The sequence below is a fragment of the Streptomyces tardus genome (genome assembly GCF_018101125.2).
GTDB lineage: Bacteria > Actinomycetota > Actinomycetes > Streptomycetales > Streptomycetaceae > Streptomyces > Streptomyces tardus.
The window spans coordinates 3,075,962-3,094,078 of the sequence record NZ_JAELVF020000001.1 but is presented as its reverse complement, the minus strand read 5'-3'; the positions used below and the strand labels follow the sequence as shown (position 1 = coordinate 3,094,078).

Sequence of the window (18,117 nt, the reverse complement as noted above, 5' to 3'; positions counted from 1 at the left end):
CCTCCGACCCCGGGTGCGGCTCTTCATTCAGTGCATGAGGCATCCATCACTGCGGATCCCGCTGCGGGTGGGTGCGCGGGTCCGGCTGCGGGAGCGGGGGCGCCGGCCGGGCGGAGGAAGCGGGCGCGCTCTCCCAGCGCACCGCGCGCACCGCGGGAAGGGCCAACACCGCCGTACAGAGCAGGAGTTGGAAGACCGCCGCGAAACCCAGCACACCGGCGACACCGGCCGATTCGGCCACCGGCCCGGCGAGCGCCATCCCCACCGGCCCGCCCACGAACGCACCCATGGTCACGTAGGAATTGACCCGCGAGAGCGCGTCGAGGGGAATGTGGTGCTGCACGGTCGTCATCCACAGGCTCATGTTCACGGCGATCCCGACTCCTGCCAGCGCCGCTGCCGCGCACACCACCGGCAGCGGTGCGGTGAACGCCAGCGCGGCCGGCGGCGCGACCGTCGGAAACCCGCAGGCCACCGCGACCACCAGCGGACGGGAGGGTCTGCGCCCCAGCACCAGCAGACCGCCGCAGACGGCTCCCACGCCGTAGAGCGCCATCACCGCGCCCCAGTCGCCCGCCCCGCCGTACTCCCGGTCGGCCGAGGCGGGACCGAGCACCAGGTACGGGCCCCAGACCAGCAGGTTGAACAGCGCGCCGTAGGCGGTGAGCGTGTACACCCAGGAGCGGGCGGTGAACTCGCGCCAGCCGTGCCGCAGATCGCTCAGATACGTGCTCGCCGGCCCCGTGCCGCGTGGGTCCACCGGTGGGAGGAAGAACAGCAGCAGCACCGTCAGCAGATAGGCGCCCGCCGCCGCGGACAGGCCCCAGGCCGGGGAGCCGAGGGCGACCAGTGCGCCGGAGAGCGCGGGCCCGGCGATCGTCGCGGCCGAAAAGGCCAGCCCCAGCAGGGCGTTGGCGTCGGGCAGAGCGCCGCGCGGGACGAGCAGTGGCGCCATCCCCTCGTACGCGGGCCGGAAGAACGCCTCGCCCGCGCCGCTCAGCACGGTGAGCGCGACCAGCGACCACAGCTCCAGCCGCTCCGCCGCGTACAGCACCACCAGCAGGACCAGCGCGGACGCCCGCAGGCAGTCGGCCGCCATCATCAGCGCACGCCGGGGCAGTCGGTCACCGAGCACGCCACCGACCGGCAGCAGCAGCACCACCGGCAGGATGCGCGAGGCCATCACCAGGCTCAGGTCCGACAGCGAACCGCTGATCCCCAGCGCCGTGAAGGCCAGTGCGAGCGGGGTCATCGCGCTGCCGAGCTGCGAGGCGAGGTGGCCGGCGAAGAAGACCGGGAAGCCGGGCCGCGCGAACGCCGCCAGCCGACCTCCGGTCATGACACCCACCACGCCCCGCTCATGCAGCGAGGAAGCCGTCGGACCGGCTCAGTCGGCCGTCGGACCGGCTCAGCCGTGGTCGTGGCCGTCCTCCGGGCCGTGGCCGCCCGCCCCGGGCTCCTTCTCGACGGTGGCCTTCAGCCAGCTGCGCTCGCCGTCCGCGAGCTGGAACTTCTCCATGTCCCAACTGCCGTACCGCGGGCTGACCTTGATGCCCATCTTCTTGGAGGTCTCGACCAGCTTGGCGCTGATGGTCTCGTCCGCCTTCGGGTCGCCCGCCTTGACGCCGAGCGCCTGGATCAGCTTGTTGAAGAGCAGCGTGGTGCGGTACGAGTCGTTGATCTGGCTCGGCGCGAGCGCGTTCTCGCGCAGCAGGGAGCTCTCCAGCTCGGCCTTGCCGCCCGCCCGCTTCTGGTCGGAGGCGCGCGCCTCCTGCACCTCGCGGCGGCTGACCCGTACGCCCTCGTCGGCCGCGGCGCGCGCGATGACGCGGGAGCTGATCATCTCGTTGAGGTTGTAGTGGCCGAGCCGGCCGGAGCTGCGAATCAGTTCGCCCCCGCCGTCACCGGCGCGCTGCGCGTCGCGGACGGCCTCGGAGCGCGACTGCACCTGGGAGACCGTGATGCGCTCGCCGTCCACCACCGCGGCGGCACCCGCCCGGGTTTCCTCACTGCCGCAACCCGTGAGCAGCGGCGCGGCGACCGCCAGCGCGGTGGCGGCGACTGCGACGTGGGACGCGGACCTGCGGCGGTGCATGGGACCTCCTGGCTGCGGCGGCGGTCGTGCGGCTGTGCAGCGACCCGGCGGCCACGATCTTAGGCACCGGGGAGGCCCGGTCTCCACCACTTGGACAGAACTTCGAATCGCCGGGCCCGCCCCGGGGCAGGCCCGAACGGGTCCCGCACCGTTCCGGGCAGGGTTGCCGAGGTTCGGTTCTGTCCGGTTCGGGCCGTTTCGGCCCCGGTCGGCGCGGGTGGCCGGGGCCGGATCGTTGTCCCACTCGTCGTCCCGGCTCGCTCCGGCCTTTCGTTCGCGGGCTGGTTCCGGCTGGTCGTTCCGCGCTCGTCAGGTGCGAACCGGCATGATCTCGCGCAGAGTTGCCGTGTTGGCGCGGGTGATCTCCCACAGCCGTTGCTGCCGTTCGTGCACGTCGGCGACGGCGTCGTCGTGGTCGTTCAGGATCGCCCCCGCGCGTTCCACGAGTCGGTCGGCCAGATGCGGGTCGTGCACCGACAGGCCCCACTCCGGACGTTCGATGTCGGTCAGGAAATAGACCATCTTCGGGTGCGAGACCAGGCTGAGGATCGGCGTGCCGCAGCCGAACGGGATCATCCCGGCGTGGCCGCGCATACCGATCACCAGCCGTACGCGGGCGAAGAGTTCGTGGATCTCCGCGTTGCTGCGGTCGTAGAGGCGTTCGACGGGCAGGGTGAGCCCGTGGGCCCGGCGCAGATCGGCGACCAGCCGTTCGTCGTCCGGCATGTGCGGGGCGTACCGCACCTCGGCGTGGTCGCTCAACGCCCTTACGGCGCGGGCCAGTTGGTCGAGAAAATGCCCGTAGTCGTGCCCGAAGCGGTGGCCGGAGCGGTCGTAGGCGCAGTTGAGCAGGACGGTGTCGGTACGGGACGCGGGGTCGGCCCAGCCGGGCTGGATGTGCCGGGTGACGGTGGTGGGGCAGGGCTGGTAGCCGACCCGTTCCCTCAGCTCCTCGGGCAGCAGTGCGCGCACCCGTTCCACCGAGCCGTGGTTGCGCAGGCCGACGAAGTCGGCGCGTTCCACCAGAGTGCGGAGGCTGCGCAGGAAGCGCTTGCGCCGGTAGCTCTGGCCGTCGAAGACGTTGTAGCCGACCGCGAACACCGCGACGGGCACCTCGATCCGGCGCAGCAGCTCGTCGGGGACGTTCCACTGCCAGCCGCTGTGCCCGTTGGGCACGGTGTCCGGCAGGAAGAGGCCGCCGCCACCGATGACCAGGCCGCGGCGGGCGTTGACCGCCGCGAGTGCGTCCTCGTCGAAGAGGTGGTGGGCGTCGACGCCGTGCCAGCGGGCGGGGCCCGGCTCCTCCGGCTCCAGACTGCGCCGCACGGCTTCCGGCAGCACCTTGTCGCCGGCGTTCTCCTGGCCGGTGGCGTAGAGCGCGACGTGGGCGAACTGCTCGCCGGACACGGGGCGTTGACCGGCCCGTGAGCCGGCCGGGGTCGCCTCGCCCGGGTACGACGCCGGTGCCGCGTCGAGCTGGAACGGCTCCGGGCGCAGCTGCGCGCGGCACTCGCGGTGGGTGGGGTCGACGGCCAGCCCCTGACGCGCGTACTCCTGCGCAGCCGCCGCGTCCCCCCGTATCCGGGCGAGTTTGGCCAGTCGGCCGAAGGCGCGCGGGGCGACCTCGGGATCGGCGGCAGCCAGCAGGAAGTGGGTACGGGCCTCGTCGTAGCGCGAGAGCGCCGACAGCGCCCGGCCCAGGGTCTCGTGGAAACGGGGCTGGTTTGCCCTGGCCCCGGCGCCGGCGAGCACCTCGACGGCCTCCTCGTACTCGCCCGCGGCCAGATGGACGGCCCCGAGCCGGTGCGCGAGGTCCACGGTGGGGCGGGAGGCCAGGACGGAGGGCGCGAAGTGGCGGAGGAGATCGGGGTGTTGGGGCGCGCGCAGGGCGCAGTAGCGAGCACGGAAGGTCTCGTCGTCCCACTCGTGGGCGGCCCAGGCTTCGTCGACCGGCCCGAATCCGGGGCGGCGCCACGCCCAGGGCCGGTGGTCGGTGTGCAGCCGCAGCACGCGCGCGTCGGAGGGTTCCGGCAGCGGCGTGTCACCGTGCAGCCGTCGTACGGGGAAGTCGTGGGCAGCGCCGAGCAGTTGATCGGCACTCGCCGCCAACTCGGCCGGCGAATCGACCTGTTGGGCGTCCGCGGTCTGGAAGACCAGCAGCCCGTCCGGGTCCGGCGCGAGCTCGTCCGGGTGCGCACCGACGGGCTGAAGCACCGCCGCGGTGCCGGTGTTGATCCGCAGCAGGGGCGAGAGGTCGCCGCGCACCAGCATGCCGGGCGTGAGCGCGATCAGCGTGTCGTAGCCGGTGGTCCGCAGCAGGTCGGCGCGGCTGCTCCCGCGCCGCTCCACCAGTCGCGGGTGCAGTCGGCGCAGCGGTGTGATCCGCTCCTCGGGCAGCTCGGGGCGGACCAGTACGAAGTCCTCGCACAGCTCGGGGTTGGACAGAGCGAGACTGCGCAACAGCACAGCCAGACCCGGGAGTTCGGGCTCGGTCGCGAAGCAGACGAAGGCGACGCGCCGCTTCCCGGTGAGCCGCGCCGCAGCGGCGGACGCAGAGGAGGCGGTGTAGGGGGCGGTGCGAGGCGCGTTGCCGGGCGCGGGGTCGGCGGGGGTTTCGGCGGTGGTCATCTCAGCGTGATCCTCGTCTGGTCGCAGTCCTGGGCACGGGCACGCAGCCAGTCGAGCTCGGGCGCCCGCAGCGTCCGGGACAGCGGTGCGGCGGTGCGAAGCCCGATCCGGGGGCTGACGTCCAGGAAGTCCAGCAGCCGCAGCACCACAAAGGGGGTGGACGGTGTCTCGCCCCACTGCTGTTCGTCGCAGAGAGACGGGTCGGAGAGGGGCCGGCGCAGCCCGGCGTCGCCCACCCGGCCCTGCGCGCCCGGGGCCAGTGAGCGGATCGCTTCCGCCCACGGGCCGGGGCGCGGCGATTCGTCCAGCACGATGCGGATCGCGGCGCGCGTCGTCCAGCCCCCGCGGCTCCCGGCACGGGTGGCATGCACATCGACCGGGCCGGTCACGGAGGCGGGCAGCTCGTCGCAGCGGACCACCACGTCGTACGCCCCGGCGGGCGGCTCCACCTCGCCGGTCAGCACGCAGACGGTGCGGCCCTCCAGCCGGCCGCGCAGCTCGTGCACCCCGAGCGGCCGGGCGTCGGCGAGGTGGCCGTCGGGCGCCGGGTCGAGCGCGAGAAGGCGGCGGTGCCGGCCGTGGAGCACGGCCAGCCGTGCGACGTCGGGGTGCGCGGCGCCGTGTGCGGCGAGCGCAGCGGTCAGGTGCGCGGTGAAGGCGTCGCGCACCTCCGGCAGCGGCCGGCCCCCGGCCACGGCAGCGGCGAACACCCGACCCGGACCGGACCCGGAACCGCCCGCCGCTTCCGCGACGTCCGGCAGCAGGCCCGCCGCTTCATCCAGCAACTCCCGCTGCTCGCGCAGCACTTGAGGGCGGAGCAGGCACCGGGGTTCGGCGCCGTCCAGCGCCGCGTACCGCTCGTGGGCGACGATCGCCTCGGACAGTCGGCCCGACTCCTCCAGCGCCCGTCCGCGCAGTCGCCAGGCGCCCTTGGAGCGGGGGCGCAGCGCGACGGCGGCCTCGGTCAGGGCCAGTGCCAGCTCACGTTCCGGTGCGCCGCCGGCATCCAGCGCCGGCGCGACGGCCCCGAGCAGCTCGTCCAGCGGCACGGCGTCCAGCGGCACGGCGTCCTGGCGCACGGCGTCCGGCTCGTCCGGTCGCAGCGCGTACAGCAGGCCGCCGAGAGCCGCGACGAGCGCCGCGGGCGGACCGCCGCGACTCGGGTCCGGGTGGGCGAGATACCCGGCGCAGCTCCGCTCGCAGCGGCGCAGCATCGCCACTGCCTGCGGTGAACCGCCCCTGAATGTACGGGACTTGGGCCGCAGCAGTCGGGCCGCTTGTCGTCTCATGAATCTCCACCGCCGGGTGCTGGAGGCCGCACTGTGCCCCACCCGTGGCCCACGGCACCCAAGGGCCGGGCACACAGCGCGTGAACAGTCGGCGAACCCCCTGTGCGCGTCGCCGCGCCTGCGCGGGCAGGCGCGCGCCCGGGCCCGCAGTTGTCCCCCGGGGGACAACTCTCGGTCCTCGCCGGCGGTCCCCGCGCGCCCGGGCCCGCGCGCGGGATGCACATCCGCGGCTCCCGAACCGCGTCGGCCGGTCGTGGGGGCGAGTTGTTCTGCTGTTGGGTCGCAGTACACCTGTGGCTGGGTCGGCTGCCGGAAGGTGTCCTGGTGCCGAACAAGCAAGCCGTCACCGAAACGGAACCAGGGTCACCGGCCGGAGCAGCGGCGCGGTCCACGCGTCCGGACGCCCCCGCCGACACCTCGCCGCCCGCGAAGCCCGCACGCCGCGAGCACCGCGTCGACATCGATCTGATGCGGCTGATCTGCTCCTGCGCGGTGATGCTGGGCCACGTCGGGGCCACCTTCATCAGGGCGGTGGACCGCCAGGAGGAGAACGGCGCCGGAGCGTACTGGGTCGGCCACATCGCGGACTCCGCCAACGAGTTCGCCGTCCCGATGTACTTCGCCATGGCCGGCTGGGCGGTCCTGGCCGGCGCCCCGCCGCGGGACGGCCGTGCCGCCCGGCAGCGCCTGGTGCGCAACGGGCTGCCGCTGCTGGCCTGGACGGCGATCTACCTCCTCTGGGCCTGGCTGCGCAGCCGCAACGACGAGCCGATGACGGAGCTGGCGTTCACCTCGCTCTTCGGCTCGGTCCAACCGGCCTACCACCTGTGGTTCATGTACGTGTATCTGCCGCTGGTGGCAGTGCTGGCCTTCGTCGTCCTGCTGCGGGCCGGCCAACGGCCGTGGCTCCTGGGCGCGTTGCTCGCCGCCGTCGCGGTGGCGCCGGCGGCGATGGAGACGGCCGAGAAGGTCACCGGCTGGGACGGCCCGCCGGTCAGCTGGGGCTTCGGCACGTACTCGCTCGTCTACGCCGTCCTCGGCGCGCTGCTCTTCGCGCTCCCCAGGGGCGTGCCCGACCGCTACCGCTGGCTGCTGGTGCCCGGCTGTCTGGCCGCCTTCGCCGGCTGCCTCTGGTACAACACGCAGGTCCACTACGTCATCCCGAACGCCCACCTCTTCGTCGCAGCCCTCACCGGCAGCATGCTGCTGCTGGTCCACCGCGTGCGCGTCCCCGAGCGCTTCCGCCCGCGGGTCTCGCAGCTCGCGGGGGCGGCGCTCGGCGCATACATGGTGCATGTGATCGTCGTCGAGGAACTGGTCGTGCCCAGGGTCTCCGCCGACCTCGGCGCCCCTGCCGCCGCCGTGCTGCTGCCGGTGCTCTGGCTGACGACGATCGTGCTCTCCTACGCCGCCAGCCTTCTGTGGGGCCGTCTGGGTCTGCGCAAACTCCTCGGCTGAGCGCGGAAGTTCGACAGTTCGGCAGCGCACAGAGGCGCCGCCCGGCGGCCGGTGGCGAGGTCAGGGGCGGGCGGCGGCGGTGACGATGGCCCTGACCTGGTCGACGACGGCGGTGCGGTCGGCCTCGAACTGCGGGTCGGTCACGGCGTCGCCGGTTGCGAGGTGGAGGATCGGGGTGTGGACGTGGCCGGCGGGGATGTCCCCCTCGGTGGCGTCGCGCAGCAGGGTGTTGCGGTAGGCGATCTCGTTGGAGAGATAGTCGCCGCCGCCACCGGCCCGCGCCTCGGAGCCGGGGGTGGGTCCGTCGGGGCGGAAGACCGGCTCGGTCTCGCCCTCGGGGATCTCAGTGACGCCGGTGTTGTGGATCACCGGGAACGGCGATCCGTCCGTCGCGTCGATGACGGCCTCCGCGTCCAACGTCGAGTCGGACCACTGGGGTTGGGGCGTGACGGTGGGGACGCCGTCGGGGATCGGCGCGATTTCCTCGGTGCCCTCGTTCTCGTTGTCGTCGAAGCCGCCGCGCCAGGCGCCGTTGTGCTGCTCCAGGTCGAACTGCCCGTCCCGGCCCTGGCTGACGGTGATCACCGCGTCGGCCGGACGCTCTCCGGCGTGGTGCGGTACGAGCGCCCGCTCGACCGTGCCGTCGGTGAAGTCCCGCCAGCGCACCGGAAAGAGCATCGCCTCCACGACCACGACACCGTCGGCGGTCTCGATCACCGCGCCGTCCAGGGCCAGTGCCGCCGCGCCCGAGGGGTTGGCCTGGCGGACGTCGTTGTCCAGTTGGAACGGGTCGAAGCCGGTGACCACGACCCGTTTGACGTCCGAACTCCCGTACTCCTCCGGGAAGTCGGCGTCCGCCTGACCGCGCGAGCGGCGGTCGGTCTCGGCGACCAGCCCGGCACGGTCGGCCGCGTCCAGCGAGAAGTCCGGCTGCCAGCGGTTGAGCGCCGAGGTCATGCCCAGCCGCGCCCAGTACAGCGGCCGGTCGTCTCCCGCGCTCAGCTGCTCGCCGTCCTTGCCGCCCCGGTCGCGATTGCCGCCGTTCGCGCCGTCCGGCTCGTCGGGCGACTGGACCCGCTCCACCGCGGAGCGCCAGAGCGCGTCCGCGTGCCGCTCGACGACGGTGCGCGCCTCGTCGAGGTCGGTCGCTGCGCACAGCTCGCGGGTGAACTCCGCAGCGGTGTCCGCCAGTTGGGAGCGGCGCAGGATCTCCTGCGGCACCTCGCCGTCGAGCCGGGCCTCCTCGACGGTGGCGCCCTCCTCGCCGAGGCAGTCGGCGGTAGGGCCCGCCGCCTGGGCCGGGGCGCTCAGCCCGAGGGCGGGGGCCACGACGATCGCCGCCGCCGCGAGACGAAGGCCAGTTGGCTGGATGCGCACGCCGACTCCACTCCACTGGTGTACCCGCACGCCTCGCGCGGGCCGGAACGCGCGGAACGTAACAGCTGCCGTGCCCCCGCCACCACCCCCACAGGCCCGGTGTCCATCCACAACGACCGGTCGGCTCCCCAGCACCCGACCGGCCGCCCGCGCCGGCCCGCACCCGCGCCGCACGCGCGAGACCGCAGCCTCGCGCAGCAACAGCCGGTGGCCGGCCACCGGCTGAGCCGGCAACGGCGACAACCGACCGCCGTACGGCACCGGGCGGCGGTACGGCAGGTGCCGAACGGCGCGCCAGGCGGCACGCGGTACGGCGGCGCGGCGGTACGGCGGTACGGCGGCGGGAAACCGCCGTACCGCGGAGCCGTGCCGCTCAGCGGCCGGTGGCGGCACGGCGGGCGGTGAGTCCGCGCTTGGCCCTGCGCAGCATCCGCAGCGCATACGAGCTGCCCGGCACCCGTCGCAGCTGTCCGACGACGCCGGGCGGTGCCATCCCGCCGGGCAGTTCCAGCGCGGTCAGCCGGCGCTTCTTGAAGTAGCGCGCCGTGCGCGGGCCCAGCTCCGCGGAGAGCCACCGAGCGGTGTCGGCCCTCAGCGAGGGGTAGAGCTTGGCCTGCATGCAGTAGCCGACCGCCCGTACCAGCGCCGAGGTCGTCCCGTCGGTCCGCTCGCGCACCAACTGCCCCTGCGCGCCGGGCCCTTCGCCGGAGAGCTCGGGCACCAGCCAGTCGACGAGCGTCACCGGTACGCGGTTGCTGTTCTGGTAGGGCGTCAGCCGCTCGAGCAGCTGGTCGGTGCCGACCCGGGCCACCGGGATGCCGTAGTACGTCGAGGCGGTGAACATCGCGGTGGAGAAGCAGCCGACCACCAACTCCGGTCGCACCCGGTCGAACACCGTCTCCGCGAGCATGGGCGCGTCCAGCACCACCAGCTCGACGTCGGCCGCGGCGGCGGCTTCGGCCAGCGAACGCGAGTAGCTCGCGGGCGCGGTCGGGTGCGGTTTGAAGAGCACGGTGCGGTGGCCGGCGGCTGCGACACCGTTCAGCATCCGGATGTGCTGCTGCTCCTCCTCACGTGCGGTGAGCAGGTTGAGCGCGGCCAGGTACTGCCCGAGCAGTACGGCGGTGGCGCGGCGGGCGGTGGCGTCCAGGACGTCGGCCGCGTTCTCCGCGCCCGCCGCGACCTGGCTGATCTCGTCCAGCACCGCGCGGAACGCCGTGTCCGGGACCGGCTCGGCGGGCACCTGGTACTCCGAGAGCAGCAGCGGCACCAGCCCGGGGACCAGGTCGAGGTGGAGCAGCCGCTGCACCCGGCTGGCGGTGGCCTGGCGCAGCTTCTCGCGGGTGGGCCCGTAGCTCATCAGCCCGTCCGCGTACACCTCGATGTCCGCCTCGGCGAAGATCGAGGCGAGCGAGGCGGCGGGCGCGGCGTGCACCGACTCGACGACCAGCGTCAGCCGGCCGCGTACGCCCCAGCGGTCGCTCAACAGCCGCTGGAGCAGCGGTAGTTCGCGTTCGGACGGCGCCCAGGCCGAGGGGTGCAGCGGTGCGATGGTCTCGTTCCAGTCCACGACCGTGTCGAAGCGGGCGGCGAGGGTGCGCCAGCCGGCCGTCTCCGGCAGTCGGGTCGCGGTCTCGGGCACGGACGCGTTGTGCGAGGTCAGCAGGATGCGCCGGGTGCCCTCGCGGCTGCCGAACCGGCCGGCGTCCAGTGCGGCGGAGAGCGTCGCCAGCCCGTACAGCGTGGAGACCTCGAAGACCAACGTCCGTTCGCTGTCCGCCTGTTGCGCCGTCGCCGCCATGCCGTTCCGCTCCTCGTCCGCGCCGTCCGCGCCGTCCGCGCCGTTCGCGTGGCTCGCGCCGCCCGTGCCGTTCACGCCGCCCGCGTCGCTTTCCGCGCCCGCGTCGCTCGCCCGTTCGCCGGTCACGCCGCCGCCTTCCGGGCCGAGCCGAGCAGACTGCGGAGCACGCCGCGCCGCTCGGGGTTCAACTCGCGCAGTGTGGAACGGAGTACGTCCTGCGGCATCCGGCGCAGCGCGGCTGCCGCCTCTCGTCGCAGACGCTTCGCCGCCGTCGCCTCGTACTCGTGCGCGTTGCCCGCGTGGAAGGCGATCATCGCGCAGTAGGTGCGCACGATCTTCGGCAGGAAGCGGGCGGCGTCGGGGTGTGCGCAGACCTCGTCGAGGATGAGGTCGTGCGCCGGGATGAAGTCCAGCTGGCGGGCGTCCTTGATCTGGGTGAGCGAGGTCGTCACACCGCGGCGGTAGAAGACCCCGTGCAGTCCGACCGTCGCGCAACTGGCCGCGCGCAGATAGAGCTTCCAGATGAAGACCCGGTCCTCGGCCGTGCGCAGCGGCGCCTCGAAACGCAGGTCCAGCTCCTCCAGCACCGAGCGCCGGTAGACCGCCGCCCACACGAAGGGGTAGTCGACCATCGTCGCCATCTCGGCCGGGGCGATACCGTCGCGCGGGTCGAGCACCACGCCGCGACGGCGGGCCGGAGCACGGCGCACGACCCGCTCCCTCCCGGTCGCCTGGACATGGTCGGTGCGGACGAAGTCGCAGTCCAGCCGCTCGATGGCGGCGGTCAACTCGTCCAGGTAGCCGGGGGCGTACCAGTCGTCGCCGTCCAGGAAGGTGACGTAGTCACCGCGCGCGTGCTCCAGGCCGGTGTTGCGCGCCTGGGAGATGCCTCTGTTGGTCTCGTGCCGCAGCAGCTTCGCGCCGGGCAGCTCGTCGGCGGCCTGACGCAGAATTTCCGAGGTCGCGTCCGTCGAACAGTCATCGACCAGCAGGAACTCCTTCTCCGCTCCTGCGTTGCGCGCGAGCGAACGCAGCATGTCGGGCGCGAAGTCCTGCACGTTGCGGCAAGGAACGATCACAGAGAGTTTGGGCACGTGGAATCCAGTCACCGGGTCGAGGAATACCCGGAACGGTAAACACCGCGTTCGCACAGCCGGTACGTACAGGCAGCGCGGCGGTAAACGCTCGCCGTACTCTCAGCCAACCCGATCCGGCCCGGACGCACCCGACGTGCCCGGACGGCCCGCCCCCGGCACCGGCGGGCCCGGCAGCGGTGGACCGTCCGGGCGACCGGCCGGCCGACCGGCCGACCGCGGACTGTCCGGCCCGGGAACCGCACGCGCCACCCGCGCTCGGTGCGTCAGTACGCCACCTGCGCGGTGACCGCCCGGTGCTCCGAGTACGCGCCCCCGGTCACGTCCTCCGTGACGGTCGCCGCCCTGCTGAAACCGCTGCCACCCTTGGCGAGGATGTAGTCGATCCGGTTGTTGGCGGTCGTGTGGTGCTCGGGCGGGCACACCGGTCCGCCGCACAGCTGCGCGATCGGGTCCCGAAAGCCGCGGTCGTACCCCTCCTGCCACCAACCGGCCGCGCTCGTCTTCGCGTTGGCGTCGCCGGCGACGATCCGTAGGTCGCCGCCCAGCCGGTCGACGGCCTCGTCGGCCTCCTTGACGTTCTCGGCCGCGCAGTCGGGACCGTTCCAGGTGCCGGTCGGCCAGTGGATCGAGGCCACCGCGACCTCCTTGCCGGCGACGCTGTCGTGCAGCAGTACGCCCACGTTGTGGACCCGGTCCTGACTGGTCTCGGTGGGCGTCAGATTGCGGCAGGGGCCCGTACCGCCGGTGGGGGCGTCGGAGCGCCAGCGGGTCTCGTCCTTGAGCGTCAGCCGCTCGGTGCGGTAGACGACCGCGTTGGTCTGCTGGTTCTTCAGCTTGCCGCAGGGGCTAGTGCGGCCCATCGAGCCGGGCTCGGGGATCGCGATGACACCCTCGTAGGTGCCCGGCAGATCGGCCGTCAGACGGGCGGTCAGCTCGTCCAACTGCCCCTGGTCGGAGATCTGTTGGACGGTGAAGATGTCGGGCGCCGCCGACTGCTTCGCGAGGTGGGTGAGCAGCCGCTCGAAGTCGTAGTCGTCGGAGCAGTCGACCGGCAGCATGTTCTCGATGTTGTTGTTCCAGACGACCAGCGGATCGGCTGCCGACGCCTCCCCCGCCGCTGCCGTACCGGCGGCTCCGGCCCCGGCTCCGTACGCGGACGCGGACACGGACACGGACACGGCGAGCAGGGCCAGGGCGGCGAGTGCTCCACGCAGCGGGGCGCGGCGGGTTCGGGACACGGTGACTCCTTCGCGGGTTCGCCCAGCCGGTCGACGGCCTCGTCGGCCTCCTTGACGTTCTCGGCCGCGCCGACGTGATGCACGTGGACAACAAGGCGGGCGGCGCCCGGCCCGTCTGCGGGCCGGGCGCCGACGCGTCAACAGGCCTGGCGCTGGCCGGTGTTCTGGGTGCCGGCCATGCCGACCGCCGTCTCGTCGCCGATGTCCGTACCCGCGCCGCGCGCGATGTAGCAGGAGTAGCGGGTCTTGTTGATGACCTCCAGGTGGATGTGGGCGCCCGTGTCGCCGTTCACCTGGTAGCAGCTGGAGTAGCGGAACCGTCCGGTGGTGCCGAGCGGCGTCCAGGGGCCGACGGAGGCGCCGACCTCGATGCCGCCCGCCTTGTTGTCCACGTGCATCACGTCGGCGCGGCCGATCACCTCGCCGGTGCTGTCGTTGCGCGCCTCCAGCCCGATGAGCCAGCCGCCGTCGGCCAGGTTCCCGGTGGCGCAGCCCGCGCGGACGGTGACGACGGTCGTCGAGACCGGCGCTCCGGAAGCGGTCTTGGTGCCGAACGGGGAGACCACGGTGGCGCCCGGGTTCTGGTAGATGTCCACCGACCAGTCGTTCTGGTGGCCCCAGTTGGAGAAGACCGTGTGGTGGTCGGAGGGGTCGCTGAGCCCGAAGCGGTTCCAGGTCGAGGCGCCCTGGATCGGGGAGTAGACGTTGACGGGGTCCGTGGCCTGCGGCGACACGGAGCGGGTCTGCGGCGAGCCCGAATCGGATTTCGCCGACCCGGTCTTCGTCGCGTCGAGCGCCTGGCCGCCGGGGGCGGTCAGCAGCACCGAGCCGGCCACCAGGGCGGCCACCGAACCGATACGGGTGAGAAGCTCGGAACGCACCATGCCTCCTGTGGGGGGGGGGAGCTGCGGGGACAGAGGTGGAACACCCACGGCCGGGCGGAAGGACCGCCGCCGTTACCGGCGCGCAGAGGCGTGAGTAAAGCACCGAACCGCCCCGAGCGGCGCATGACCGATGTCACCAACCGCAGCACCGCTCATGCTCTCAACCGGCTTTGCGACAACAGCAGTTGACGTCTTTCGCCGCCCAACACCCGTTCGACGGACCGCACATGATCGGACTCCGCCCCGAACTCCCGTCCCACGCAACGGCGTCGGCCCCGGACTGGCCGGGGCCGACGCCGAGAGCTCAGCGGGACGACCTCACAGGGGTGCGGACTCCTCGGGCTCCACATGTGCGCGGAACCGCAGCCGCCGGTAGTCGGCGTACCAGATGCCCTCGCGCCGCAGAGTGGGCGCGGCCAGCTCCCCCACCCTGGTCAGCACGGTCGCCCTGAGCTCCTCGGGAACGTGGCCGATCAGCGCGGAGCCGAACATCAGCACCCAGTCGGCCAGCCCCTCCGAGCAGGCGCTGAGTTCGGTGGGCCGCGCGAAGTACTCGACGCTGTCGACGGTGAAGCCCTGGCGCTCCAGCAGCGTCGCGTACTCGGCCGGGGTCGGGAAGTACCACGGCACCCGCATCCCCTCCGCGAGTTCGTGCTCGGCGAGCGCGGCACGCACGGCGTCGACGATCGCGGCGATGTTGCGGGCGCCGCCCATCTCGCCGGCGAAGCGGCCACCGGGCCGCAGCGCCCCGCGCACGGAGGCCAGCACCTCCGCCGGGCGGGTCATCCAGTGCAGCGCGGCGTTGGAGAAGACGGCGTCCACCGGCTCGGAGACGGTGAAATCGTGCCCGTCGGCGAGCTGTACGGGCTGGCCGAGGCGAGCGGTGGCAGCCGCGACCATGGCCGGATCGCCGTCCACGGCGGTCACGGTGGCGCCGCGCTCGGCGATCAGCGCGGTGAGATGCCCGCTGCCGCAGCCGAGATCGAGCACATGCTCACCGGGCTGTGGATCGAGAAGGTCCACCACGGCCGTACCGAGCGCGGCGACGAAACCGAACTGGCTGTCGTAGCGCGCCACGTCCCATGCGGCCGGGTTGTCGGCGACGTTCGGGGCGGAAGGCTGGTGGTACACGGTGCTCATCCTCGGACGGTGTGGGGGCGGGTGGTTCTGTCGCGGCACGGGGGTACGGCTGTCCCGTTGTGGGGTCGGGGCTGTCGCAGCCGGGTTCGGACCGGCGTTCCCACTCTCCGCGGCCGGGGCCGCGGGACAAGTCTCCTCACCGATTTCGCGCAGAGGATTCCTCTTCCGGCAGCGAAATCGTCCCACCTCACAGCCGTACCGCCTGCCGCCCCGCCGCCGAGTGACCGCCGCGCCCGCGGGGAGGCCGACGGCAGCGCCCGCCGTACGGGCCCCGCGGGCACTGCCGCGGAGCCGCCTCGTTCGCACCCCTGCTCGGAGCGCCCCGCGGCGCGCGCATCGAGCGCCCCGGGCCGGCAATGCGCCCCCGATCTCGGCGCATTCGACCGGCAAGCGACCGAATTGCAACTACCCAAAGTGCGCAGGCGATAACAAACTGTTGAGGAATCACAGGAGGCATTCATGGACACGACACCGGCACCCTGGGGAACCAGCCGCATGCGCCCGTACCCGAGCGTGATCGCCGCGCCCGCCGCCGGGTTAGTCCTGGACCACGCCACCCAGACCGCCCGATGGGTCGACCCGGACGGCGTCCGGGTCCCCACGATGGACCGGCACAGGCGCTCGCAGACCAGCAAGGAGACGAGCACCAGGACCAGCCTCGACGGCACCACCGACGAGGGAAGCGACCAGGAAGGAGACAGCGATTGACCAGCGGTCGGCCCGTGATCGTCGTCTCCCGGCTGGACGACGCGACCTGCGACCTCGTCGTGGAGGAGCTCAACAGACGCCATGTGCCGGTGGTTCGGCTCGATCCCGGCGACTTCCCCGAAGAGGTCGCCGTCTCCGTCGTCGTCGGCGGCTGGGGCCTGGACGGGGAGCTGCGCACGCCCAGCCGGTCCACCGACCCGACCCGAGCCAGATCGGTGTACTGGCGACGCCCGAGCCCCTACACCGCCCCGGCGGGGGTCACGGGCCAGGACGCGCGCTGGTGCCGCGAGCAGGCCAGGTACGGGCTCGGGGGCATCCTCTGCTCGCTCCCCGGGGCGTACTACCTCAACCATCCGTGGCAGAACCAGCAGGCCGAGCACAAGCCCGCGCAGTTGGCGACGGCCGTCCGGTGCGACTTCGACGTCCCTCCCACGCTGATGACCAATGTGCTCTCCACCGCACGGAAGTTCGCCGAGGAGCACGGCCCTGTGGTGTACAAGCCGTTGCGCAACACCGAGTACCGGGACACCGACCGAGGCGCGCTGACCGTGTGGGTCGACGAGGTGAAGGCCGCCGACCTGGATGCCGGGGTCGCCCAGACGATGCACCTGTTCCAGAAGCAGGTGCCCACGGTGGCCCACCTGCGGGTGACGGCCGTGGGGGGCGAGATCTTCTCGGTGCGGATCGACGGCTCGCCCGGCCTGGACTGGCGGCGGCACTACGAGGAGCTGAGCTACACGCTCGTCTCCACTCCGCCACGTCTGGCGCACCGGATCGAGCGGTATCTCAAGGTCTTCGGCCTCACCTTCGGCGCATTCGACTTCGGCATCGACCGTGACGGACGCACCTGGTGGTTCGAGTGCAACCCGAACGGGCAGTACGCCTGGTTTCCCGAACCCATCACCCGCAGGATCGTCAGAGCGGTCGCCGATCGGCTCCAACACGCGGGAGAGCCCTATGCACCCTGAACCGCCCCAGCGCCCCGGCCCCTCGCAGCAGGGCCCCGGCCCGTCGGAGCTGCGCGGCCGTCTCGCGGCGGAGGTCGCCGGGGTCGGTCCGGCGCCTGCGCCGGAGTGGCTGGACGCCGTACGGGCCGTGCCCCGCGAGCTGTTCCTCGGCAGCGCCGTCTACCGGCCGGTCGGCACCGCGTGGAGCCCGGTCCGGCGCGAGCAGGTCGGCGAGCAGGAGTGGCTCCGGATGGCCCACCGGGACACCACCTGGGTCACCCAGGTCGACGGTCTGGACGCGGCGGACGCCGAGGGCCCCGTCACCGGCAGCCCGACGTCCTCGGCGACGCTGCCCTCCCTCGTCGTGCGCACCGCTGAGGTGGCCGAGCTGCGCGAGGGCGAGACAGTGCTGGAGGTGGGAACCGGGACGGGCTACTCGACCGCGGTACTGAGCCACCGGCTGGGCGCGGAAAACGTTGTCAGCGTCGAGTACGACCCGGGCCTCGCCGCACTTTCGGCCGTGCGGCTCACCGAGGCCGGCTACGCCCCGAGGCTCGCCACCGGCGACGGGCTCCAGGGCTGCCAGGAGCACGCACCGTACGACGCCGTCATCGCCACCTGCTCCGTGCGTTCGATCCCGCCGCCCTGGTTCTGGCAGCTCAGGGACGGCGGCTCGATCACCACCACGGTGAGCGGCTGGATGCCCTCCGCCGGCCTGATCCGCCTCACCCTCGACGAGGAGGGAGTGGCGCACGGCCGCTTCGCCCCGGACAACGTCACCTACATGCTCGCGCGTCCGCACGCTCCCCCGCCCCGCTCCGTCTTCTTTCGGCAGGAGGGCGAAAGGCGCGGCGCGAGGGTGGATCCGAAGCTGCTGGATCGCTGGGAGGGCCGATTCGTCGCCCAACTCGCCGCGCCCTCGGCCGAGTTGGTCGACAGCGCGCACGGCATCGTGCTGCGCGACACCGCCACCGGCTCACAGGCGTGGTGCGAACCGGACGGTGAAGGCTGGGCGGTCCACCAGCACGGGCCGCTGCGACTCTGGGACCGCGTGGAAGAGGCGCTGGAGACCTGGCAGAGCTGCGGAGCACCGGACATGACCGGCTTCGGGATGACTGCCACGCCGTGGGAGCAGACCGTGTGGCTCGGCTCGCCGGGCGGCCCGAGCTGGCATCTGCCGATCTGATCCGACCACTCCGGGAGGGTCTGGGCGGTAACGGGCGTCGGCGCGGGAGCAGGGGCGGGGGCGGTCAGGAGAAGGCGAGGACCAAGCGGCCCAACGGTCGCGTCGCGCGGTCGCCGGGTGGCTCGCCGCGGATACCTGCGTGCACTGCCCGGAGGTCGAATCCGATCTCCACGAGAGCACCTCCGGGCGGGAGTTGGCCGGAGGGTTTCCGCGAGGACGTGGAGATCACCGCCGACGTGGACTCCAGCGTCGGCGTGCCGGTTCTCACC

At 72.9% G+C, this 18,117-nt stretch carries 15 protein-coding genes; 4 read left to right on the top strand and 11 right to left on the bottom strand.

All coding sequences use genetic code 11. The annotated features are described in order from the left end of the window. Positions 1 to 46 precede the first annotated feature (46 nt). The 4 genes from JGS22_RS13250 to JGS22_RS13235 form a co-directional block, all read right to left on the bottom strand. Positions 47 to 1,339 carry an MFS transporter gene (locus JGS22_RS13250; RefSeq protein ID WP_211043066.1) on the bottom strand — a complete coding sequence of 431 codons (1,293 nt, stop codon included), beginning with the start codon at positions 1,337 to 1,339 and terminating at the stop codon, positions 47 to 49. A 69-nt stretch (positions 1,340 to 1,408) separates the two neighbouring features. Further along, positions 1,409 to 2,095: a SurA N-terminal domain-containing protein gene (locus tag JGS22_RS13245; protein ID WP_211043064.1), complete on the bottom strand. Its 687-nt coding sequence runs from the start codon at positions 2,093 to 2,095 to the stop codon at positions 1,409 to 1,411. A gap of 309 nt (positions 2,096 to 2,404) precedes the next feature. Next, positions 2,405 to 4,723 carry a polysaccharide pyruvyl transferase family protein gene (locus JGS22_RS13240; protein ID WP_211043062.1) on the bottom strand — a complete coding sequence of 773 codons (2,319 nt, stop codon included), beginning with the start codon at positions 4,721 to 4,723 and terminating at the stop codon, positions 2,405 to 2,407. Then, positions 4,720 to 6,012, bottom strand: coding sequence for a tetratricopeptide repeat protein (locus tag JGS22_RS13235; RefSeq protein WP_216814976.1), 1,293 nt, complete (start codon positions 6,010 to 6,012; stop codon positions 4,720 to 4,722). Before JGS22_RS13235 ends, JGS22_RS13240 begins: the two co-directional genes overlap by 4 nt. Positions 6,013 to 6,336: 324 nt before the next feature. On the opposite strand from JGS22_RS13235, the gene JGS22_RS13230 reads away from it, so the two are divergent. Beyond that, positions 6,337 to 7,470 carry an acyltransferase gene (locus JGS22_RS13230; RefSeq protein ID WP_308405649.1) on the top strand — a complete coding sequence of 378 codons (1,134 nt, stop codon included), beginning with the start codon at positions 6,337 to 6,339 and terminating at the stop codon, positions 7,468 to 7,470. Positions 7,471 to 7,530: 60 nt separating this feature from the next. Here JGS22_RS13230 and JGS22_RS13225 read toward each other — a convergent pair whose 3' ends face one another. The 6 genes from JGS22_RS13225 to JGS22_RS13200 all read right to left on the bottom strand — a co-directional run bounded on the left by JGS22_RS13225 (position 7,531) and on the right by JGS22_RS13200 (position 15,007). Beyond that, complete coding sequence (locus tag JGS22_RS13225) at positions 7,531 to 8,847, bottom strand: PA0049 C-terminal domain-containing protein (protein ID WP_308405648.1); 1,317 nt, start codon at positions 8,845 to 8,847, stop codon at positions 7,531 to 7,533. A 373-nt stretch (positions 8,848 to 9,220) separates the two neighbouring features. Beyond that, positions 9,221 to 10,648: a polysialyltransferase family glycosyltransferase gene (locus tag JGS22_RS13220; protein WP_211042637.1), complete on the bottom strand. Its 1,428-nt coding sequence runs from the start codon at positions 10,646 to 10,648 to the stop codon at positions 9,221 to 9,223. 122 nt (positions 10,649 to 10,770) lie between these two features. Continuing rightward, a complete protein-coding gene (locus tag JGS22_RS13215; RefSeq protein WP_211042633.1) occupies positions 10,771 to 11,742 on the bottom strand; it encodes a glycosyltransferase family 2 protein in 972 nt (323 codons plus the stop codon). A 266-nt stretch (positions 11,743 to 12,008) separates the two neighbouring features. Further along, positions 12,009 to 12,983 (bottom strand): hypothetical protein, encoded by a 975-nt coding sequence (locus JGS22_RS13210; RefSeq protein ID WP_211042632.1) that lies wholly within the window; start codon positions 12,981 to 12,983, stop codon positions 12,009 to 12,011. 137 nt (positions 12,984 to 13,120) lie between these two features. After that, entirely contained in the window at positions 13,121 to 13,867 is a 747-nt protein-coding gene (locus JGS22_RS13205; RefSeq protein ID WP_211042360.1) for a hypothetical protein, read from the bottom strand. Between the two features lie 318 nt (positions 13,868 to 14,185). Next, a complete protein-coding gene (locus tag JGS22_RS13200; protein ID WP_211042361.1) occupies positions 14,186 to 15,007 on the bottom strand; it encodes a class I SAM-dependent methyltransferase in 822 nt (273 codons plus the stop codon). Between the two features lie 459 nt (positions 15,008 to 15,466). Between JGS22_RS13200 and tgmA the strand changes: the two genes are divergently transcribed. From tgmA to tgmC, 3 genes are read left to right on the top strand one after another with little or no spacing between them, the layout of a single operon-like run. Then, positions 15,467 to 15,715, top strand: a complete 249-nt coding sequence (tgmA, locus tag JGS22_RS13195; protein ID WP_211042362.1) for a putative ATP-grasp-modified RiPP — start codon at positions 15,467 to 15,469, stop codon at positions 15,713 to 15,715. Beyond that, positions 15,712 to 16,683 carry an ATP-grasp ribosomal peptide maturase gene (tgmB, locus tag JGS22_RS13190; RefSeq protein ID WP_211042363.1) on the top strand — a complete coding sequence of 324 codons (972 nt, stop codon included), beginning with the start codon at positions 15,712 to 15,714 and terminating at the stop codon, positions 16,681 to 16,683. The genes tgmA and tgmB overlap by 4 nt, the downstream gene beginning before the upstream one ends. Continuing rightward, on the top strand, positions 16,673 to 17,848 hold the full coding sequence (gene tgmC, locus JGS22_RS13185) for an ATP-grasp peptide maturase system methyltransferase (protein WP_211042364.1): 1,176 nt from the start codon (positions 16,673 to 16,675) through the stop codon (positions 17,846 to 17,848). The genes tgmB and tgmC overlap by 11 nt, the downstream gene beginning before the upstream one ends. A 64-nt stretch (positions 17,849 to 17,912) precedes the next feature. On the opposite strand, the gene JGS22_RS13180 is transcribed toward tgmC, so the two are convergent. Then, a complete protein-coding gene (locus JGS22_RS13180) occupies positions 17,913 to 18,116 on the bottom strand; it encodes a hypothetical protein (RefSeq protein WP_211042365.1) in 204 nt (67 codons plus the stop codon). Position 18,117 lies beyond the last annotated feature (1 nt).